The following is a 21132-nucleotide window of genomic DNA, read 5'->3' on the forward strand; positions in this document are numbered from 1 at the left end:
TGAATGCAATAGATAGTAAAAATAACTAACCATTACTGGGAATTAATCATGGACAACTACAGCAGACCGCTAACTTATTCTTCTGTCACATCAAAATGGAAACTTGTTGGAAGCGCATTGCTACTGGCCAGTACATTGCATTTAGCTGGATGCGGTCAGGCTGATGCCAGTAAACACGAGCAAGCCAAAACAGAAAAAGCCGAAGTGCTACCCATTCCTGTGGAAGTGCAATCTGTCGCTAAAGGAAGTATTTCATCCAACTACACCACGACCGCGGTGCTTGAAGCCAAAGAAGAGGCTTTTGTAGTGGCCAGGGCATCTGGCATTATCGAGCAAATTTTGGTCGAAGAAGGTGATTATGTTGAAAAAGGTCAGGTACTCGCCAAACTAGAACCTGAACGTTATCAGTTAAACCTTAGACGTGCGACCGCAGACTTGGAGGGTATCAAGAAAGAGCTCGACAAGGTCAATAAAGTATACAGTCAAAAGCTAGTCAGTGATGACACCTACGATAAGCTTACAGCCCAATATGAATCTGCTAAAGCTACTTTATCGCTCGCCCAACTCGATCTAAAAGAAGCCACTATCGTTGCACCTATCAGTGGCTATATTGCTGAACGAAATGCCAAAGTGGGAAATTTAACCGAGTCTTTTCAACGCGAACGCATGTTCCACATTGTGCAGCAAAAAGAGCTTTATGGGATTGTACATTTACCTGAAAAAGAACTGGCGAAAGTCCACAATGAGCAATCTGCGAAATTGATCGTCACAGCGTTAGGCGACAAGCAAATTGATGCTTTTGTAGAGCGCATCAGTCCAGTCATTGACCCCAAAACCGGTACCTTTAAAGTGACTTTACGCGTGCCCAACCCTGATAACCTGTTAAAGTCCGGCATGTTTACGCAGGTAAATCTTAATTACGATACTCATTCACTCGCCACCTTATTACCGCGCAAAGCATTGCTGGCGATTGACGATAAAACCAATGTGTTTGTGGTCAATGAGTCAGGTATAGCAAACAAAATCACCATTAAAACAGGTTACCAAGAAGGTGATTTCATTGAGGTACTCGAAGGCTTAATGGGCGACGAAAAAGTGGTTATCACCGGTCATCACAATCTTAAAGACAATGCCTTAGTCGATGTAGTCAACGGCTAGTTGGGGAATCAATCATGAATTTAATTGATATCGCCGTAAAGCGGCCGGTTACTGTATGGATGTTTACCTTAGCAGTGTTGTTGTTTGGATTTGTATCATTATCACGATTATCGCTAAACCTGTTACCAGAACTATCCTACCCTACGCTAACGATCCGTACTGATTATGTTGGCGCAGCTCCCGGAGAAGTCGAACAATTAGTCAGTAAACCGATAGAAGAAGCCGTAGGGGTAGTAAAAGGCGTACGCTCTGTTACATCAGCCTCAAAAGCCGAACAGTCTGACGTGGTACTGGAGTTTGATTGGGGCACAGAAATGGATATGGCCAGTTTGGAGGTGCGCGAAAAACTCGACGTACTGATGCTGCCCTTAGATGTTAAACGTCCTTTGCTACTGCGCTTTAACCCCAGTCTAGATCCGATCATGCGCTTTGGCTTAGGCGCATCAAACACAGGGGGAAGTTCTGAGGTTAGCGATGAGGTGAATGTCGGCAATATGAAGCGGGTTCGTACTTATGCCGAAGAAGATATCAAACGCAAGTTAGAATCCGTCGAAGGGGTCGCTTCGGTGCGCATCGGCGGTGGACTTGAAAACGAAGTTCATATTTTAATTGATCAACAACGCGCCAGCCAGTTGAACATCTCCCTAGCAGAAATCATCAAACGAGTTAAAGATGAAAACGTCAATGCCTCTGGTGGTCGCGTAGAAGACGGTTCGCAAGAGTATCTGGTCAGAACGATCAATCAATTTCAATCACTAGACGATATGCGTGACTTATATATCGCCACTCGTGAAGGGCGACACATCCGTCTCAAAGATCTGGCACAAGTGATAGATACATACAAAGAACGCAACGCCATCACCCGTTTCGACAGTTTAGAAGGGGTTGAAATTGCGATTTATAAAGAAGGTGACGCCAACACAGTGAATGTCGCCAATGCCGTAAAACAACGCTTGCAAAACATCGATGAGAGTTTACCTTCGGGGTACCAATTACAGATGGTTTACGACCAATCGTTGTTTATTGCTAGTGCCATCAACGAAGTAAAAACGGCTGCCATTATTGGTGGTGTGCTGGCGATGTTTATTTTGTACTTTTTCCTTAAAAATATCTGGCCTACACTGATCATTTCAATCTCTATCCCAGTGTCCATCATTGCCACCTTTAATCTTATGTACAGCTATGATATCAGTTTAAATATCATGAGCTTAGGGGGCATTGCACTAGCAATTGGTTTGCTCGTAGACAATAGTATTGTGGTATTAGAAAACATTGATCGCCACAAACAAAATAACGTCAAACCGGTGCAAGCAGCCTCAGCCGGAACCGCCGAAGTTTCCATGGCAATTGTCGCTTCTACGTTGACAACCATGGCGGTCTTTTTTCCGCTGGTTTTTGTTGATGGGATCGCGGGACAATTGTTTAGTGATCAGGCCCTCACTGTCACCTTTGCATTGGCAGCTTCTCTGGTAGTCGCACTGACGCTGATACCCATGCTTGCTGCGCGAGAAAAGTCAAGCCAAGCCGACAAACCGCTCGATTTAGGCCCCGTTTCTCAACGCACAAAACCTAAGAGCAAAGCAGGCCTTGCACTGCATTATGCGGTGTTACCTTTTAGCTGGCTGATTAGGGGCGTTTTCTATTATCTACCGTTGTTTATCAGTACATTACTACTAGCCAGTTTTAGCGTTCTGTCAAAGTCATTACAGTGGCTATTTAAACCGATACTCTGGGTATTTGACAAATCCTATCAATGGCTATCAAAAATTTATTTTAAATTATTAACCATCGCTTTACAGGCCCGCTTATTGATAGTGGCTGCAATCGTTTCGGTTTCACTGCTATCGATACTGGTATTACCTAGATTAGGTATGGAATTGATACCGCCGATGGCGCAAGGTGAATTCAACGTAGAAGTTACCTTACCCACAGGGTCGCGTTTAGAGAATACCGACAAAGTGATAGCTGAGTTGGCGCACTTCACCCAACAACAAGCGGGTGTCAAACGCACCTATTCTTTGGCTGGAACCGGAAGCTTGATGAATGCATCACCTGCGCAAGGTGGTGATCATTGGGGTAAATTAAATGTGGTGATGGTGCCAAATTCTACCCCTGAACAAGAACAACAAGTGATGCAAGCAATGCGCACTTATTTAGATAAGCAAGCTGGGGTGCAAAGTAAGTTTGGCACACCTGAACTATTTAGTTTTTCAACGCCTGTTGAGATCCAGATTGCAGGTTACGATTTGGCCATGCTTAAACGTTACGGTGACAAACTCGCAAGCGAATTGTCGAATAACCCTCGTTTTGCTGATGTAAAAAGCTCATTGCAACAAGGTAATCCCGAATTAAAGATTTTGTTCGATCATCAAAAACTTGCTCAATTGGGCTTAAATGCACCAGACGTTTCTAAGCTAATCGCAGCCAAAGTCGGCGGTGAAGTCGCCAGCAAATTCAGTGTCGATGATCGCAAAGTCGATATCTTAGTGCGTAACCAAGAAGATCAACGCAACTCAATTGAAGATATTGGCAATATCGATGTGAATCCAGGCATGCGTCCATCAATTCCATTATCTGCAGTCGCAAATATTGATATGTCCGTAGGGCCGAGCGAAATTACCCGTGTTGGCCAACAACGGGTGGTATTAGTTACCGCGAATCTAAGCTACGGTGATTTAGGTATCGCGGTCACTGAAGCCCAACAAGCAATCGACAATATAAAGCTTCCTATTGGCTTAAAAGCCAAAGTGGCAGGGCAATCAGAAGAAATGGATGCCAGTTTTGAATCGTTGTATTTGGCACTGGCCTTGGCGATTTTTATGGTTTATTTAGTGATGGCCTCACAATTTGAATCACTGCTACATCCATTTTTAATTCTATTCACTGTACCCATGGCCTGTGCAGGCTCGATTTACGGACTGTTCTTAACGGGCACTAATCTTAGTGTAGTCGTGTTTATTGGACTTATTATGCTGGCTGGAATTGTGGTCAATAACGCCATCGTATTAATTGATCGGATTAATCAGCTGCGCGCTAAAGGAGTGCAAAAAACCGCGGCTATAATTGAAGCTGCTCACAGCCGCTTGCGTCCGATTCTAATGACCACACTCACCACTGTGCTTGGTCTACTGCCGATGGCTATTGGTTTGGGCGATGGTGCAGAGATCCGCACCCCAATGGCAATTACCGTAATCTTCGGTTTGCTATTTGCCACCCTACTCACGCTGTTTTTGATCCCCGTATTATACAGTTTGTTTGATCGCAAAGTATTTCAAAACGAGCCGCAAACGGCACAACAGTTAGCGAATTCGGAGATAGTGTATGGATAAGTTCGCCCATGCAGGAGCGGCGTTAGCCGCCTTTGCAATTCGCCGTCCGGTAACCATTTCCATGCTGTTCTTTTCTTTGCTGATAATGGGGTTAGGAGCAAGTCGCTTATTACCATTGGAAAAATTCCCAGGTATTGATTTCCCTGAGATATATATTCAAGTGCCGTACAAAGATTCAACCCCAGCAGAAATAGATAAGATGATCACCCGTCCGGTTGAAGAAGCACTGGCGACTATGTCAGGTATCAAGCGACTGCGCTCGGTATCAAATGAAAACAATGCTGAGATCCAAATTCGCTTTGACTGGGATGCCAATATCAAAGCGAAAAGCATTGAAGCACGTGAGAAAATTGACGCTATCCGACACTTGTTACCTGATGATGTAGAAAGGGTAATGGTGTTTAAGTTTAACCTTAAAGACATGCCGGTATTTCAGCTGCGCTTGTCAAGTGATCGCGATATCTCAAACTCATACGATTTATTAGAGCGCAGTTTAAAAATGCCGATTGAGCGTATCCAAGGGGTTTCAAAAGTCGAGCTCTATGGCGTGTTAAAAAAACAAATATCGATTCGCTTAGATCCAGATCGCATTGCGGCGCTGCACATTGATATTAATAGCCTATCAAAAACCCTAAACGACGCTAACTTTTCCATGACCGCTGGGCAGTTTTTTGACTTAGAACAGAAAATCACTATCAATCCAGTAGGCGAATTTCGCAGTAAACAAGAAATAGCCGACCTCATCGTCACCCGCAACGTACGCCTTAGCGATATCGCTGAAATCAACTACGAAACACCCCGTCCAACCGAAGGCCGACATTTAGATAAAACCCACGCCATTGGATTAAATGTGTTTCGTGAATCCGGAGCAAACCTAGTCCAAGTGTCTGAAGCGGTTATGGCCCATATCGAAGAAGTGCGCGCTAGTTCAGAGTTTAACGGTATCAACCTGTTTATCATGCAAGATGAAGCCAATAGCGTAACCACTTCTTTGCAAGATCTGCTAAATTCAGGAATGATTGGTGCGCTGCTATCGATCATCGTTTTATATTTATTTTTACGCAACCTAGCCACTACGTTAGTGGTCGTTTTGTCTGTGCCCTTTGCCATCTGTATCACCCTAGCTTGCATGTATTTCTTGGGTTATACGCTGAATATTCTCTCCTTAATGGGCCTGATGTTAGCGGTTGGCATGCTAGTTGATAATGCGGTGGTGGTGACTGAAAGCATTTTTCAAGAGCGAGAACACACCGCCGACCCAATAGAGGCAACGAAAAAAGGCGTTGCTTTGGTTAGCTTAGCGGTAATTGCCGGTACAGCCACAACGGCAATTGTATTTTTACCTAACATAGTTGGCGTAAAAGCCGAGCTAACCGTGTTTCTTGAGCATGTTGCGGTGTCTATTTGTATTTCGCTGTTTGCATCCTTGTTATTGGCACAAACCCTAATCCCACTGCTTGCCACTAAATTGAAAATTAAAGCTAAACCTAAACAGCTTAAGCCGAGCAAATTAACCGCTTTGTATGAGCGCATTTTACGTTGGACACTGGCACACCAAGGTAAAACCGCACTCATTGCCATCGCTATTTTACTCAGCACCGCAGTGCCATTGTCGATGCTTAAAAGCCATGAAGACAACAACGGCAATCAAGGTCGAATCTGGCTAAATTACGATATTCAAGGTAATTACAGCCTCAAAGAAGTCGAAAAAGCAGTCAGCAAGATGGAAGACTACCTGTATGCCAATCAACAGGAATTTCATATTAAACAGGTATACAGCTACTTTACCGCAGGGTTTGCCGTTTCGGGGATCACGATGGAAGAAGATTTGCCCATTACCGTATCTGAATTGAAAAAGAAAATTCGCGATGGATTCCCAACCTTTGTGCGAGCCAAGCCTTCCTTTCAATGGGACCAGGGCTCTGATGGTGGCGTTCGCGTCACATTATTTGGGCAATCCTCTGAGAATCTGATGCGCATTGCCGACCAAATTGTGCCCATCTTAAGCAGCGTTGATGGCTTAGCCGATGTAAAAGCCGACGTAGATGGACTGAATTATGAATTGCAAATCAACATCGATCGACAAAAGGCATTTCGTTTTGGCCTAAATAGCAATGATATTGCTGCGGTGGTAAGCACTGCTCTGCGTGGTGCCAATCTGCGCACATTTAGAAATGACAGTGAGGGCGAGATTGCTATACGCCTGATGTATGACGAGTCGTTGCAAAGCTCAATGGAAAAATTAAAAAACCTCACAATTTCGCGAACCCAAGGACAGAACGTGACGCTTGATATGGTGGCTAAGATGCAAATAAAGCCACGGTTATCTCAAATTCAACGTTACGCCAGACAAACCTCGTTGAGTATCGGCGCCAATTTAGAGGATGAGTTAACCGTAGAAGAAGCGAAAGAGCGCATCGAGTCCATCATGCAAAACATTACATTACCCAATGGTTATTCATGGTCATTGGCAGGTAGTTTCCAGCGCCAAGACGAGGACGAAGCCATCATGCTTACGAATATGATGTTAGCGATCATCATGATTTATATTGTGATGGCGGCGTTATTCGAATCGTTACTGCTACCAACGGCGGTGCTGACGTCGCTGATCTTTTCATTTACCGGTGTGTATTGGGCATTTTTATTAACCGGGAATCCCATGACGGTAATGGGCATGATCGGCATGCTCATTCTAATGGGTATTGTAGTGAACAATGGCATTGTGCTGGTGGATCGGATCAATCAACTGGTTAACACGGGTTTGAAAGTGCACGACGCTATTATCCAAGGTTGCTTAACCCGTATAAGGCCCATTCTTATGACTGTACTCACCACCGTGCTAGGGTTGGTTCCTTTGGCCGTAGGAGATGTCAATATTGGCGGGGATGGACCTCCCTATTCACCGATGGCTATAGCGATTATTGGAGGATTACTATTCAGTACGCTCACCAGCTTATTTTTAGTGCCGCTGACCTATTTGTTGCTGCTCAAACTACGGCGCAACACGCAAGATATGCTGTCTAATAGTAAGTTGTTGGTATCACGCATCATTCGCACGTGAATATAGAAAAAATCATAGAAGATGACGAGTTTATACTGAGGAATAACGCAACGGATGATAAATCATCCGTTGCCGCTTAGACGCTAATTTTTATCGAATATCTTTTAGCTTGGCCCGTAAGAAATCCAATGCCGATTGTTCTCTGGCATCAACATCACCATCCGCGTTAGCAATATCTTCGGCCAATTTTAACGCATTTTCCTTCATCCAAGGATCGGATAATAACGACGAACGATGGGCTAAAAAGTCCTCGACTTCCGATGCTGCAATAGCGTGATCAATTTTACTTTCTAATGTTTTGTAATAGTCCATTTTAGCAACGTCACTATCCCAATCTAAGGATTTTAACCAGTCTTGCATATAAACCAGCTCAGACTCTTCTACGACATCGTCAATTTTCACGAACATAAGACCGATATCAAACAGTGCTTGTCTTTGTATTTGATCCTTGCATTGCCCCATGTCCAGCGCTTGAAGAAAATTTTCAAATCGCATTTTATGCACTCCAACGTGTTTTTATGATTAATCTACCGTATCCTAGTCCAAAGTCCTAGTCCATGCTAATTCAATATGTCAATTCCAATAAAAAGTCTCTCTCCAGCCCAATGTTACATTGGCTTAATTAACCCTAAGAGCCCAACGAATGTAGGGGCAGTTTTACGTGCGGCTGGCTGCTATGGTGCGAGTAGAATAAATTATACGGGGCAAAGATATGATAATGCGCGGCGATTTAGCACAGACACCAAACACGCTAGCCAGCATATCCCATTGCAGCGAGTTGAAGACGTATTCGATAACATTGACGACTCTGTTAGGAAGGTGGCAATCGAGTTAGTTGAGGGGGCAGTTCCATTACCACACTATCAACATCACGATGCGACTATGTATGTGTTTGGCCCTGAAGACGGAACCATCCCACAAAGCGTGTTAGATAGATGCGATGATATTTTGTATGTACCGACTAAAGGGTGTATGAACCTTGCTGCTACGGTAAATGTTTTACTATATGACCGCATGGCAAAATCTACCGACACGCAATATTGCGACAGTGTTATTCGTGCTAGCAGAGACACTAACAATCGTACAGCTGTGGCCAAAACCAAACGTTCGGATTAACGAAACATTCACAAATAAAATACGGACTTCTATTGTCATCGTAACTCAACCATGTATAAATTAGATTTCCGTCTATAATCAGGTAGTTAATGTGCCTGCCTAAATCAGGGCAGATATACAGCAAGAGGAAAGCTAATAATGTCAGATGATACTCGTATCCCCCGCAGTTCAGAGAATGATCACACCAGAGAAATGGCTGCCAAACGTCGAGAGTTTATACAGCAAAAAACTGGAGCTGACCTGAAATACACGGGTGAATACAGCATTGATCCAAGTGTTTTACCCGGTAATGTGGAAAACTTTATCGGCATAGTGCAAATGCCAGTTGGTGTTGCAGGACCAGTACAGATAAATGGTGAACATGCAAACGGACAGTTTTACGTCCCATTAGCGACCACAGAAGGTACCTTGGTTGCCAGTTACAGTCGCGGAATGCGTGTAATCAATGAATGTGGTGGGGTAAAAACCACGGTAGTCGAAGGCTGGATGCAAAGAGCCCCCGCTTTTATTTTCAATGATGCCAGAGAAGCCAGAGACTTTGGTGAGTGGGTTACTGAGAATTTCGACAAAATCAAAGAACAAGCAGAGTCCACTACCAGCGTTGGTAAACTTGAGCATATTCAGCAATGGTCTGTATCAAAAACCCGTTATTTACGATTTAACTACACTACTGGCGATGCAGCAGGTCAAAACATGGTCGGCAAGGCCACTTTGGTAGCTTGTGAATGGATTAAAGCTAACTCCCCTATTCCCTGTATGTACTTGTTGTCGGGCAACATGGATACCGATAAAAAGCACTCGCACTTAAATATGCTGCATTCCCGTGGTAAGCGGGTCATTGCGGAAATTGTGTTGAAAAAAGAAGTGCTTGCTCGCGTAATGAAAGTCGACACTAAAATATTGGCAGGCGCAACCGTACTGGCTAACACAGGCGCGCTCATGGCCGGAGCTGCCTACAACGGCCCCCATTCAGCCAATGGTATCGCGTCGCTTTATATTGCAACGGGTCAGGATGAAGCTAACGTAGTGGAGTCTCATGCTGGGATGCTATCTCACCAATTGTTAGACAACGGTGACTTCTATATTTCCGTGACCTTACCTTCACTGATTGTCGCGACTTTTGGCGGTGGTACTGGATTGCCCACGCAAAACGAGTGTTTACAAATGCTCGGTTGTGTTGGTAAGGGCAAAGCTAATAAATTCGCTGAAATTGTTGCCGCAACCGTATTGGCCGGTGATATTTCATTAGCTTGTGCGGTTATCGCTGGGCACTGGGTAAGTAGCCACGACAAAATGGGCCGCAACCGCTAGACGGTTATCAAAGGTTTAATAATAGTCATTAAAAAACCCGCAAAAGCGGGTTTTTTATTGCGCCAAGCCAAATACCTAGGCACTGATTGTCACCGGAACGCCGTTTAGTACAGCATTGCCTGACAACTCATCTAGCACCATCTCATCGGTAAGCTCATTAACACTTACCCCTGCTTGTTGTTTAGCGTGTTGCCACCCGACTCCTTCTTTATCGTGTCCCCAGCCGTGGGGAACGGCTATCACCCCTTGCATGATTTTTTCTGTGACTTCCGCGGATATTTTTATTTGTCCTACCCGAGAGGTGATGGTCATGAGTGAGCCATTTGCAATACCGTGTCTATCGGCATCAAAAGGATGTATCTGTGCCGTACATAGGCGGCTATCCTTAGTCATTCTGCGGCTATTATGTGACCACGAATTGTTGGTTTTCAAATGTCTTCGGCCAATCAATAATAACGATTCACTTTGATCAATGGGTTCAAAAAAGTACTGTTCAACCCGCTCTATATCAGGCATGAAATAGTCAAAGCCCAGATCAATTTTTTTATCCGAATGATATATCGCCTCTGGCAATTGGGCTTGTAAAGGCCCTAAATCAATGCCAGGTGGAGTGGCAATGAGTTTATCAATAGACAAACTGTGTTCACCTTTGCCATAACGTCCAGAAGTGAGCAAGTCATCTACCACACCCAGTGGTGTTTTTTGTCGCAATGCTTGATACAACTCCGTGTTATTGCCTCTTTTGGCTTCCAGCTTTTCAGCGAGCGCTAAATATATTTGCCAATCGGTGCGTTTATTTTCGCTCAATGGAAATACCGCCGGCGAAAACTTAGCGAAATTTCGGACCGCAAATTTATGAAATACAAGATCGTAATGATCTCGTTCCAAGGCTGTCACAGGAGGCAATATCACGTCAGCATGGCGAGTACTTTCAGTGACATAAAAATCCACAGCCACCATAAATTCTAAACTTTCAAAAGCACGATCTAACTGCGGCCCATTAGGGGTAGTTAACACTGGGTTTCCTGCTCCTAACACCATGGCTTTTATTTGCCCCTCTCCCTCGGTAAGGATTTCTTCGGCTAATGCTGATACGGGATACTCACCGCCAAAAGACGGTAATCCTCGAACCCGAGTTTTGCCCTTACCAATGCTACCTCGCCCTGAATGAGGCAGATAATCCGCGGCGGGCTGAGTAAACATCATACCGCCTGCTTTATCTAAATTATCGGTTAACATATTGAATAACATGATCAGGTACTGATTGAGAGTACCAAAACGCTGCACACTGGCTCCCATGCGTCCATAGCATACCGCAGAATTGGCAGTCGCAAATTCTCGTACCATTCTTTCGATATCTACGGCACTGATGCCAACGTGATCAGCGACACGGCTAGGTGGATACGCTTTTACATAATCAGCGACTTGGTGTAGATCTGATGTAAACTCAGCTAACCGCTCTACTTTGGATAATCCTTGAGCAAACAGACTGTTGATCATGGCCAGCAATAACAGTGCGTCTGTTGCCGGTTTGATAAAGTGATGTTCGCTGCTTATATCTGCAGTTTCAGACCTTTTAGGGTCTATTACCACCACTTTACCGCCTCTTTGCTGGATCGCTTTAAGCCGTTTTTTAACATAAGGCACTGTCATGATACTGCCATTAGAGGCCAACGGATTACCGCCGATGATCATGAAATAATCGGTGTGATCAATATCAGGTACAGGAATTTGATTTTGGTGCCCAAACAATTGTCGACTAACAATATGATGCGGCAGTTGATCCACTGAGGTTGCAGAATAGCGATTGAACGACTTTAATGCTTTGTAAAAGTAAGGGCCAAAAAGTATTGCACCAAAATTATGCGCATTCGGATTACCTAGATAGATCCCCACTGGATTATGTGAATAACGGTTTTGGATATCGTGCAATTTCTCCACGGTAAAATCGAGCGCTTCATCCCAAGAGATAGGTTGCCACTTGCCCGCCACTTTTTTAACTGGTTGACGAAGTCGATCAGGATCATCATATAACTCTTTTAAGGTCGCCGCTTTAGGACACACGTGACCTTGACTAAACGGGTTTTGCTTATCACCCACAATGGCAGTGATGTTATCGCCTTCAGTCGTTACCTCAATGCCACACATTGCCTCACACAAGGTGCAGGTAGAGTGATGCTTTTTCATAATGTTATCTTTAAGTCGCGTTTACTGTAGTGCAACGTTAGCCAACAAGGCGTTTATACACAAGTATCACGATTTGTTATTGGCGCTCGTAAAATCTTTTTTCGATTAGATTAAACCTTTTACTCTCTCCTTTCGACTTACTCTGTGATTGTTCACATATTTCAGGGTAAAAGAATGCAAATTGAAGATACCAGCGGTCAAGATGTGGTGTTAGTCAAAACGAAAAATCGAACGCCGTTACTGGTGACCATAGGAGTACTCATTGTTGGGTTGATCGGATATTTCAGCTTAGCCCCAGCGTTAAGTAATTGGTCAAACTCAGATCAATCCGTGTCGGCACAACGATTACGCCTAGCCACCGTGGAAAAAGGCGACTTGGTCAGGGACTTGTCCGTACAAGGCCGAGTGGTAGCTTCTGTTAGCCCGCGTCTTTATAGCCCGGCGCAAGGTACTATCACGTTTGAAGTAGACGCTGGAGACTCAGTCACCATCGGACAGGTATTAGCGAGAATCGACAGCCCTGAACTTACCAACGAATTAAAACAGGAAGAATCCAGTTTACAGCGCTCGAAGATGGAATTAGATCGAGAAAAAATACAAGCCAAGAAACAAGCGCTGGAAAATCAAAAAGCGGTGGATTTAGCCCAAGTTGCCTTAACAGCCGCCGATCGTGAAAAACGTCGAGCGGATAAAGCCTATCAAAGTCACTCCATCAGCCAAATAGATTTTGAAAAAGCCCAAGATGATTTGGAGAATGCCAATTTAGTGCATCGACATGCAGTAACAGACGCAGAGCTCAATCAAGAAAGCCTCGCCTTTGAGATCCAAACCAAACAACTGCAATTAGAGCGTCAAGCCCTGCTGGTAGATGAGCTCTCACGCAAAGTCGATGAACTGGTGATGCGCTCGCCAGTAAATGGCATAGTCGGTAATCTCGCCGTTCAACAAAAAAATCAAGTCACCCAAAATCAACCTATCTTGTCGGTTGTTGATTTATCTGAATTTGAATTAGAAGTCGATATTCCGGAAAGCTATGCCGATGATTTAGCCATTGGCATGCAAGCTGAAGTCTTTCTCAATGGCGAAACGCACTTAGCCACTCTGGTCACTATCTCACCTGAAATTGAGAACAATCAAGTGATTGGTAGAGTGCGCTTTGCCACCCATAACCAAGCCGGTGAAGTCTTATCGCAACCCACCGGCTTGCGCCAAAATCAACGCTTAACTACACGGATTCTAATGGAAAACAAAGCCAATGTGCTGCTAGTCCAACGCGGTCAATTCCTCGACAGTGGCAGCGGCAGATTGGCCTATGTAGTGCGTGATGGTATGGCTCATAAAACCACCATTACGACCGGAGCCAGAAGCTTATCCAGTGTCGAGATTGTCAGTGGCCTTAACGTTGGTGACAGCATCGTCATCTCAAGTACCGAGCAATTTAACGGCGCAGATAAAATTTTAATAACCAATTAAAAAAGGTCGCGCCAGGCGCCACCGCAACAATAAGGAAGAACCATGCTAATCATGCAAGACGTTAAGAAAATATTTCGAACTGACCTGATAGAAACTCATGCACTCAGGGATTTCAACTTACAAGTCACCGAAGGGGAATTTGTTGCGGTTACTGGCCCGTCAGGCTCAGGTAAAACTACATTTTTGAACATTGCTGGCTTGTTGGAGACTTTTGAAGGCGGCCGCTATGAGCTAGACGGTCAAGATGTCAGTCATCTAAACGATAAGAAACGAAGTCAATTGAGAAACGAAAAGATCGGTTTTATTTTTCAAAGTTTTAATCTGATCCCGGATCTGAATCTGTTTGATAACGTCGACGTGCCGTTGCGCTATCGTGGTTTCAATGCCAGTGAACGCAAAAAACGCATAGAAGAAAGTCTAGAACGAGTCGGCCTAGCTAATCGCATGAAGCACCTGCCCTCGCAGTTATCTGGTGGTCAACAACAGCGGGTTGCCATCGCCCGCGCATTAGCCGGTGATCCACGTTTTCTGCTAGCCGATGAGCCTACCGGTAATTTGGACACTAAAATGGCCTTAAGTGTGCTGGAGCTCCTCAAAGATATAAACCGCAATGGCACCACTATTGTAATGGTGACTCACGATCCCGGCTTAGCGCAACAAGCGCAGCGCAATATTTATGTGCGTGATGGTAAAGTTAGTGAAATGGGTGATGTAGTTGAGTTAGATCAGGCCGCCAACGGCTAAGGAGAGCGGTATGTTTACCTATTATCTGCGCCTTGCGTTCAATAGCATTAAACGCAATCCCATTTTGAGTGCCTTGATGATCACCGCCATTGCTTTGGGAATAGGCGCCAGTATGACCACCATTACGGTCAATTATCTGATGTCATCCAATCCCATACCGCATAAGAGTGAACAACTTTATTATGTGCAGCTAGACAGCTGGAGCCCTTACGAGGCGGCCAATGATCAAAATGAGCCACCGGATCAAATCACTTGGACCGATGCCACTAATTTGATGAAGGCCAAACAAGCCTTTCGACAATCCGCCATGGCCTCCACGGGCGGTGTAATAGAGCCGGCAGGCCAAGATGAAAAGCCATTTATGGCCAGTATCAGATTGGCATTTTCAGACTTTTTTCACCTGTTTGATACGCCCTTTTTGTACGGTAGCGGCTGGTCTGACAGCGCCGATAGTAATCGCGAATACGTCGTGGTCATCAGCAAAGCCACTAATGAGCGTTTATTTGGCGGGGAAAATTCCATTGGCCGCACGGTACGTGTCGTCGGTAAAAACTTTCGTGTTGTCGGAGTATTGGATGAATGGGTTTTAGTGCCACGTTTTTATGACGTGACCACGGGTCCTTTTCACGAGACCGAAGAAGTCTTTATGCCGTTTTACATGAAACAGGAATTGGAATTAACCAATGGCGGCAATACCAACTGTTGGAAATCCCCCGAGGGCGAAGGGTTCATGGCATTTCTGCAGTCTGAATGTGTTAACTATCAGATGTGGGTAGAACTGCGAAATGATGATGAACGCGCCCAATACATGGATTTTTTAAATAACTATGTCACTGAACAAAAAGCCCTTGGACGATTCGCTCGCCCGCTTAACAATCGTTTATCCAATGTCATGCAGTGGATGGAAAACCAAGAAGTGGTTGCCGATGACGCGCAAATTATGATGTGGGTGTCTTTTATGTTTTTGCTGGTGTGTTTACTCAATACCATAGGCTTATTGCTGGCCAAATTTACCGGCAAAGCGGCCGAAATTGGTTTGCGGCGCGCTGTTGGGGCATCTAAAACAGACTTATTTAATCAACATATCGTCGAAACTGCCATCATCGGTGTAGTCGGAGGCATATTAGGCTTAGGACTGGCCTATTTGTGCCTAGAGGGAATTAAGTCCTTGTACGGCGAATTTGTGCAAAACCTAGTGGGACTGGATCTGGTTATGGTGGCCTGCGCGATTGGTTTAGCCATTGTGTCGAGTATTCTTGCTGGGCTATACCCCACATGGCGTGCGTGCAACATCGCTCCTGCCAGTCAACTGAAAAGCCAATAAGGAGAGCGTTATGAGTCAATGGGAAATCGGACCGATATTTCGCGCGATGATGCGCAACAAAGTGGGCGCTGTGCTGATCGCGATTCAAATAGCGATGACTATGACCATAGTGGTAAATTCTATTTTTATTATTAACCAGCGCGCGGCGTTAATGGAACGACATAGTGGTATAGATGAAGCCAATAGCTTTTATCTCACCAGCACCGGTTTTGGTGAAAACTTTGATCCCAAATCAACCACTCAAAATGATTTAGCGCTTATTCGCAGCACACCAGGTGTTGTTGATGCCATTCAGATCAATGCCATCCCCACTACAGGTAGTGGTTGGTCAATGAGTTTCCAAGTTGAACCAGGTGAAGACAAGCAAGACGAAGGTGCCGCTATATACATGGTTGACGAGCATGGGGTTAACGCTCTGGATGTAAACGTCATCGCTGGTGAAAACTTCAACGCTAACGATATTCGCTGGCGACCAAAAAGTAGCCGTAATTGGCCAGATATAGTGTTAATTACCAAAGCCATGGCCCAATCGTTGTTCCCCGATACGCCATGGCAAGAAACCGTAGGTAAAACCATTTATATCAGTCAAACTGAGCCCATGATCATCAAAGGAATAGTGGATCAAATCCAAGCGCCTTGGGTTGGATGGGACGATTTAGAACATGTGGTTATGACCCCTGAAATTACTCAATTTTCATCGACTCGCTATTTCATTCGTGCCGAGCCTGGTCAACGTGATCGCTTAATGCCGCTGATTGAAGAGGCTTTGGCCAGTTCTAATAAGCAAAGGATCATCAGAGGATTACACAGTATTGAAGAGACCCGCGAGCGCAGTTATCGCGGCGATGCGGCTATGATAAAAATCTTATCCACCATCATGGTAGTGCTCACCATAGTGACCGGATTAGGTATAGTTGGGCTTGCTAGCTTTAGCGTTAATCGCCGCAAAAAGCAGATTGGGACGCGTCGTGCATTGGGTGCTAGCCAAGGTGCCATAGTGCGTTACTTTATGCTTGAAAACTTCTTAATCAGTACCGTGGGGGTGGTGATAGGCGCGGCACTAACAGTGGGATTAAATATGCTTTTGGTGAATCTGTTTGGCCTTAATGCCATCGACTGGTATTACATTCCATCGGGCATGCTAGTGTTGTGGTTGGTTGGACAGATTGCCGTATTGGGTCCGGCCAAGCGCGCGGCGAACATCCCGCCAGCATTGGCAACGCGTACCGTTTAACTCTTGTGTCTGATGCTCAAGGATGAGCATCTACTAAGACAGCGCAACCGATTTCACCTGTACAAACATCTCTTGCTCTTTTTTAAGCGCCAAATGCGCAAACGACTTATCGGTAATTTGACCTAACAAAAATGTCTCACCAACCGCAATTTTCAGTATCGTTTTGCCCTTCCCTGCATGACGAAAATCAACGATTTTTGCAGGCAAAATATTCAAAATGCTACTATCTGTTTGTTTACTCAATGTGACGCTGACATCTTTGGCTTTGATCACTAAGTTAACCGTGGTATTGATGGCACTTGGCACAAGACTTACCCAGATTATCCCTGCTTGCGTGTCGATCTGGGTAATATGGTGGTGTTTGTCGTGAGCGATGATCTTCCCATGCAATGCACTTTTTGCATCCTCTTCTAATGCCAAAGGGTGAGATAAATCGGTTAATACCTGTTGGGTTGCTCCTTGACCGATACAACGACCGTTATCAAGCAACACCAATTGACTGCAAAGGCGCGCGACTTCAAGCTTGGAATGGGTGACATAAATCACCGGTATCGGCACTTGCCTGAGCAGCGCTTCAAACGTCAACATGAATTCAGATTTCAGTGAATCATCGAGTGATGCCAAGGGTTCATCCATCAACAACAATTGCGGATCCGCGGCGAGTGCTCGGACGATGGCAACCCGCTGCTGTTCGCCACCTGAAAGCGTTTGAGGAGCGCGTTTGAGGAGCGAGCGTAACTGTAAGGTGTCGATGAAATCCTCGACCGGAAAGGCAGAATTGGCGGGTTTTGTTGAAAATCGTCTGGCATAGTAGATATTTTGCTCAACGCTCATGTGCTCAAACAAACTAGGCTGTTGAAAAACCATGGCTAATTTGCGCTCGTGAGCGGGTAAGAACCGTCCCTTATCTTGCCAAACTTGAGCGTTAAAGCGTACCTTCGCACCGTCAATCTCGTCCAATCCGGCGATCACTCTTAGTAAGGTGGACTTACCCACTCCTGAAGGACCAAACACGGCGGTCACGCCTCGATTTGCTAGATTTAAATCGAGATCAATTGCACAATTATCAAATGTTTGACAAAAACTTACCTGTAAGCTCATTGCACACCTAATCGAAACCGTTTGTTGGCTGCATAAACGGCCAATAAGAGAACAAAGGAAATTACTAACAAGGTCCCTGCCAACCAATGTGCTTGAGCATATTGCAATGACTCAACATGATCATAAATCGCAATAGACACCACTTGGGTCTCATTAGGAATGTTACCGCCAATCATCAAAACCACACCAAACTCGCCCATGGTATGTGCAAACCCAAGCACTGAAGCACTAATTAAACCAGGCTTTAAGAGGGGTAAGGTGATGCTGTAAAAACGTTGAAACGGTGACGCGCCTAAGGTTGCCGCCACTTCAAGTGGCCGAGACTGTATCGATGAAAAACCATTTTGCAATGGCTGAATGACAAAAGGTAACGAATAAATACAGGAGCCTAGCACCAAGCCCGAGAAACTAAACACCAAGTTATCCACTCCGACAGTCGCTAACATACCGCCCACAATCCCATTGGGACTTAACAATACAAGTAGATAGAAACCTAAGACTGTCGGTGGTAACACCAACGGCATGGCCACAAATGCTTCAACCACAAATTTAAAGCGCCAGCGTGATTTAGCCAACCAATATGCTACCGGCAGGCATAAAACCAGCAGGATCAGGGTTGACACTGTTGCCAGTTTAAATGTCAGCCATAGCGCATTTAGATCAGCTTGAGATAACATCAAGGTAGCCTATAGCCCAGTTGCGCAATGCGCTGTTGGGCACGAGCCGATTTTAAATAATGGATAAAACTCAAGGTATTTTGCTCAACGTTTAAGTGTACCGCCTGCTGTTCGATGGCGGGATAACTGTCGGTATCTAAAACAGAGTAATCTGCGCTTGCCAATCTCTTCAAATCAGACAAAGCAACGAAGCCTATTTGGGCGTGTCCAGATTGTACGAATTGCAACGTTTGGGCGACATTTTCTCCGCGCACCATCTTTTGTTTTATCGCGTCAGTCCATTGCCCCTGAGATGTAAGCCATTGCTGAGCCGCTAGACCATAAGGCGCAATCTTAGGGTTCGCTATGGCAATTCGCACTATATTATCAAGCGCTAACATTGAAACATTAAAGCTGTTCGGCTGGATATTCGGATGCCAAACAACCAATTGACCAATGGCGTAGGTAAAACGACCATGGCCAATTCCCGATTGCGCTAAACGCTCAGGGCGCTCCTTATCTGCAGAAAGGAATACATCATAGGGTGCACCATTGACAATTTGTGCGTAAAGCTTGCCCGATGATGCACTGCTTATAACTAATTGAATATCGTGCTTTGCTTCAAAGTCAGCTTTTAGCTGCTTCAAGGTTGTGGAAAAATTACTCGCAACAGCCACATGCACTGACTCCATCGCTTTAACATTAGCAACCAAGAGTGCTGATATTACCGTGACTGATGCGATTAGCCTTTTTACAAAAGGGCTTACTAATGTGTTACGCAACGCAGTTCCCTGAATGGAAAACCTACCAAGGAAGTACTTCCCCGTTGGCATGCCAAAATGTGCCACTATTTTCAATATTAAGATCGCTGATCCGCGCAACTAGCCTTGCCGCAGCGTCTGTCGATGAAATGTCGCCGCCATAACTGACCATTTCGGTTTGCACATACCCTGGATGCAAGAGCGCTACCGCGATCCCTTGTTTCTTAAGGTCATTCGCCATAGATTTACCTGCGGCATTAAGCGCCGCTTTGGACATGCGATAACCATAATAACCACCAGAGGTATTATCTTCCATTGAGCCCATACGACTCGTAATGTGGGCCACTTTACTGCCTTGTGAAAGCTGCCCCAGTAAACATTGTGTCACCAACAACGGTCCCAGTGCGTTCACTCTAAATTGATGTTCAATTGTATGCGGGTCCCACTCATCCAAACTATCTCGACCTAACACGCCAGCGTTGTTAATTAACACGTCTATTTTAACGGATTTTAGCGACGCCAATGCAGATGGCAAGGATTCAGGGTTGCCCACATCAACTTTCTTAATCACCTTTGCCGTTGTACTGTCAAGTTCATCAGAGCTGTTTCGACACAAGGCATACACCTCCCAATTTTGTGCAAGGTAGTGTTTGGTTAATTCAAGACCAATTCCTCGATTTGCTCCGGTGATCACAGCGACAGGCATTATTCATCTCCTTGGTTAAGTGTTGCTATTAGTCTCTCAAGATCTTCAGGTGTATCAATTCCCGTTGGCGGCGCAGCTTGTGCAATATCCACATGAATACGTTCTCCGTGCCACAACACGCGCAGCTGCTCCAAGGATTCTATTTGTTCCAAACCTGAAGGAGACATGTTCACATATTGTTTTATAAAACCGGCACGATAAGCATAAATACCAATATGTCGTAGATAAAAGTCGCCAATTTCGTCGATCGTGTCTGCATCCATAAATCGTGAGCGATCATACGGGATAGGCGAACGAGAAAAATACAACGCGTAGCCCATTTTATCCGTTACCACTTTTACCACGTTAGGATTAAATGCATCTTCAACATCGTCTATCTTCACTGCCAGAGTCGCCATTTCTGCTTGTTTGTAATTAAACAAATTCTCGGCGACTTGACGAATATTTTGCGCTGGAATAAAAGGCTCATCACCTTGCACATTCACCACCAGTTCGTGTGCTAATAGGCCTTCTACATCCACAACTTCAGCCAAACGTTCTGTACCTGACTCATGATGTGCTGCAGTCATACAATAATTGCCGCCAAAATCGGTGACCGTTTTGGCAATTCGAGCATCATCGGTAGCCACAATGACCCGTGAAGCACCTGCTTCTAGCGCTCTTTCATACACGTGTTGCACCATGGGTTTGCCATTGATGTCCGCTAACATTTTACCGGGAAAACGAGTGGATGCGTAACGAGCTGGGATAATAACAGTAAACTTCATGGTAATTACTTAGGTATATTTTCGAGATCGGAGGCTGACAGCTCCCTAGCTTCGTTTTCGAGCATCACCGGAATATTGTCTTTTATCGGATAGGCGAGTCGGTCAAAGCGACAGATAAGTTCGGATTCTTTACTTTGATATTGCAGCGCACCTTTACACACTGGACAAGCCAAAATTTCCAGCAGTTTTTTATCGAAGGCCATA

17 protein-coding genes are annotated in these 21132 nt (G+C 45.0%); 9 read left to right on the forward strand and 8 right to left on the reverse strand.

The window, feature by feature from the left end:
* The first annotated feature begins 48 nt into the window (after positions 1-48).
* From ABD036_RS01715 to ABD036_RS01725, 3 genes are read left to right on the forward strand one after another with little or no spacing between them, the layout of a single operon-like run.
* A complete protein-coding gene (locus ABD036_RS01715) occupies positions 49-1158 on the forward strand; it encodes an efflux RND transporter periplasmic adaptor subunit (protein ID WP_343855963.1) in 1110 nt (369 codons plus the stop codon).
* 14 nt (positions 1159-1172) lie between these two features.
* Positions 1173-4487 carry an efflux RND transporter permease subunit gene (locus ABD036_RS01720; protein WP_343855965.1) on the forward strand — a complete coding sequence of 1105 codons (3315 nt, stop codon included), beginning with the start codon at positions 1173-1175 and terminating at the stop codon, positions 4485-4487.
* Positions 4480-7548 (forward strand): efflux RND transporter permease subunit, encoded by a 3069-nt coding sequence (locus ABD036_RS01725; RefSeq protein ID WP_343855968.1) that lies wholly within the window; start codon positions 4480-4482, stop codon positions 7546-7548. The genes ABD036_RS01720 and ABD036_RS01725 overlap by 8 nt, the downstream gene beginning before the upstream one ends.
* Positions 7549-7638: 90 nt before the next feature.
* Here the strand turns inward: ABD036_RS01725 and ABD036_RS01730 are convergent, their stop codons facing one another.
* Positions 7639-8043: a TerB family tellurite resistance protein gene (locus tag ABD036_RS01730; protein WP_343855969.1), complete on the reverse strand. Its 405-nt coding sequence runs from the start codon at positions 8041-8043 to the stop codon at positions 7639-7641.
* Between the two features lie 75 nt (positions 8044-8118).
* On the opposite strand from ABD036_RS01730, the gene ABD036_RS01735 reads away from it, so the two are divergent.
* Entirely contained in the window at positions 8119-8664 is a 546-nt protein-coding gene (locus ABD036_RS01735; protein ID WP_343855971.1) for an RNA methyltransferase, read from the forward strand.
* Between the two features lie 138 nt (positions 8665-8802).
* Entirely contained in the window at positions 8803-9975 is a 1173-nt protein-coding gene (locus ABD036_RS01740) for a hydroxymethylglutaryl-CoA reductase (RefSeq protein ID WP_343855973.1), read from the forward strand.
* A gap of 75 nt (positions 9976-10050) precedes the next feature.
* Here the strand turns inward: ABD036_RS01740 and ABD036_RS01745 are convergent, their stop codons facing one another.
* Positions 10051-12162 (reverse strand): molybdopterin-dependent oxidoreductase, encoded by a 2112-nt coding sequence (locus tag ABD036_RS01745; protein ID WP_343855975.1) that lies wholly within the window; start codon positions 12160-12162, stop codon positions 10051-10053.
* Positions 12163-12336: 174 nt separating this feature from the next.
* Here ABD036_RS01745 and ABD036_RS01750 point away from each other — a divergent pair, with 174 nt between their 5' ends.
* The 4 genes from ABD036_RS01750 to ABD036_RS01765 are packed head-to-tail and all read left to right on the forward strand — an operon-like array spanning position 12337 to position 16937.
* Positions 12337-13635 carry an efflux RND transporter periplasmic adaptor subunit gene (locus ABD036_RS01750; protein WP_343855978.1) on the forward strand — a complete coding sequence of 433 codons (1299 nt, stop codon included), beginning with the start codon at positions 12337-12339 and terminating at the stop codon, positions 13633-13635.
* A 42-nt stretch (positions 13636-13677) separates the two neighbouring features.
* Positions 13678-14379, forward strand: a complete 702-nt coding sequence (locus ABD036_RS01755; RefSeq protein ID WP_343855979.1) for an ABC transporter ATP-binding protein — start codon at positions 13678-13680, stop codon at positions 14377-14379.
* Positions 14380-14389: 10 nt separating this feature from the next.
* A complete protein-coding gene (locus tag ABD036_RS01760) occupies positions 14390-15703 on the forward strand; it encodes an ABC transporter permease (protein WP_343855981.1) in 1314 nt (437 codons plus the stop codon).
* A gap of 10 nt (positions 15704-15713) precedes the next feature.
* Entirely contained in the window at positions 15714-16937 is a 1224-nt protein-coding gene (locus tag ABD036_RS01765) for an ABC transporter permease (protein WP_343855982.1), read from the forward strand.
* 33 nt (positions 16938-16970) lie between these two features.
* Here the strand turns inward: ABD036_RS01765 and modC are convergent, their stop codons facing one another.
* From modC to ABD036_RS01795, 6 genes are read right to left on the reverse strand one after another with little or no spacing between them, the layout of a single operon-like run.
* Complete coding sequence (gene modC / locus ABD036_RS01770; RefSeq protein WP_343855983.1) at positions 16971-18038, reverse strand: molybdenum ABC transporter ATP-binding protein; 1068 nt, start codon at positions 18036-18038, stop codon at positions 16971-16973.
* On the reverse strand, positions 18035-18715 hold the full coding sequence (gene modB, locus ABD036_RS01775) for a molybdate ABC transporter permease subunit (protein WP_343855985.1): 681 nt from the start codon (positions 18713-18715) through the stop codon (positions 18035-18037). The genes modC and modB overlap by 4 nt, the downstream gene beginning before the upstream one ends.
* Positions 18715-19476 carry a molybdate ABC transporter substrate-binding protein gene (gene modA / locus ABD036_RS01780; protein WP_343855986.1) on the reverse strand — a complete coding sequence of 254 codons (762 nt, stop codon included), beginning with the start codon at positions 19474-19476 and terminating at the stop codon, positions 18715-18717. Before modA ends, modB begins: the two co-directional genes overlap by 1 nt.
* Before the next feature lie 22 nt (positions 19477-19498).
* Positions 19499-20161 (reverse strand): SDR family oxidoreductase, encoded by a 663-nt coding sequence (locus ABD036_RS01785; RefSeq protein ID WP_343855987.1) that lies wholly within the window; start codon positions 20159-20161, stop codon positions 19499-19501.
* Positions 20161-20928 carry a 3-deoxy-manno-octulosonate cytidylyltransferase gene (kdsB, locus tag ABD036_RS01790; RefSeq protein ID WP_343855989.1) on the reverse strand — a complete coding sequence of 256 codons (768 nt, stop codon included), beginning with the start codon at positions 20926-20928 and terminating at the stop codon, positions 20161-20163. The genes ABD036_RS01785 and kdsB overlap by 1 nt, the downstream gene beginning before the upstream one ends.
* A 5-nt stretch (positions 20929-20933) precedes the next feature.
* The gene (locus ABD036_RS01795; protein WP_343855990.1) at positions 20934-21131 is read right to left on the reverse strand and encodes a Trm112 family protein; all 198 of its coding nucleotides are present in this window, start codon (positions 21129-21131) and stop codon (positions 20934-20936) included.
* Position 21132 lies beyond the last annotated feature (1 nt).

It is taken from the genome of Aliiglaciecola litoralis (assembly GCF_039523355.1).
Taxonomy (GTDB): domain Bacteria; phylum Pseudomonadota; class Gammaproteobacteria; order Enterobacterales; family Alteromonadaceae; genus Aliiglaciecola; species Aliiglaciecola litoralis.

What these genes read in the sequence shown, in the direction of transcription:
- ABD036_RS01715 (WP_343855963.1), top strand. Translation starts at nt 49, where the DNA reads ATGGACAACTACAGCAGACCGCTAACTTATTCTTCTGTCACATCAAAA.
- ABD036_RS01720 (WP_343855965.1), top strand. Translation starts at nt 1,173, where the DNA reads ATGAATTTAATTGATATCGCCGTAAAGCGGCCGGTTACTGTATGGATG.
- ABD036_RS01725 (WP_343855968.1), top strand. Translation starts at nt 4,480, where the DNA reads ATGGATAAGTTCGCCCATGCAGGAGCGGCGTTAGCCGCCTTTGCAATT.
- ABD036_RS01730 (WP_343855969.1), bottom strand. Translation starts at nt 8,043, where the DNA reads ATGCGATTTGAAAATTTTCTTCAAGCGCTGGACATGGGGCAATGCAAG.
- ABD036_RS01735 (WP_343855971.1), top strand. Translation starts at nt 8,119, where the DNA reads ATGTCAATTCCAATAAAAAGTCTCTCTCCAGCCCAATGTTACATTGGC.
- ABD036_RS01740 (WP_343855973.1), top strand. Translation starts at nt 8,803, where the DNA reads ATGTCAGATGATACTCGTATCCCCCGCAGTTCAGAGAATGATCACACC.
- ABD036_RS01745 (WP_343855975.1), bottom strand. Translation starts at nt 12,162, where the DNA reads ATGAAAAAGCATCACTCTACCTGCACCTTGTGTGAGGCAATGTGTGGC.
- ABD036_RS01750 (WP_343855978.1), top strand. Translation starts at nt 12,337, where the DNA reads ATGCAAATTGAAGATACCAGCGGTCAAGATGTGGTGTTAGTCAAAACG.
- ABD036_RS01755 (WP_343855979.1), top strand. Translation starts at nt 13,678, where the DNA reads ATGCTAATCATGCAAGACGTTAAGAAAATATTTCGAACTGACCTGATA.
- ABD036_RS01760 (WP_343855981.1), top strand. Translation starts at nt 14,390, where the DNA reads ATGTTTACCTATTATCTGCGCCTTGCGTTCAATAGCATTAAACGCAAT.
- ABD036_RS01765 (WP_343855982.1), top strand. Translation starts at nt 15,714, where the DNA reads ATGAGTCAATGGGAAATCGGACCGATATTTCGCGCGATGATGCGCAAC.
- modC (WP_343855983.1), bottom strand. Translation starts at nt 18,038, where the DNA reads ATGAGCTTACAGGTAAGTTTTTGTCAAACATTTGATAATTGTGCAATT.
- modB (WP_343855985.1), bottom strand. Translation starts at nt 18,715, where the DNA reads ATGTTATCTCAAGCTGATCTAAATGCGCTATGGCTGACATTTAAACTG.
- ABD036_RS01785 (WP_343855987.1), bottom strand. Translation starts at nt 20,161, where the DNA reads ATGCCTGTCGCTGTGATCACCGGAGCAAATCGAGGAATTGGTCTTGAA.
- kdsB (WP_343855989.1), bottom strand. Translation starts at nt 20,928, where the DNA reads ATGAAGTTTACTGTTATTATCCCAGCTCGTTACGCATCCACTCGTTTT.
- ABD036_RS01795 (WP_343855990.1), bottom strand. Translation starts at nt 21,131, where the DNA reads ATGGCCTTCGATAAAAAACTGCTGGAAATTTTGGCTTGTCCAGTGTGT.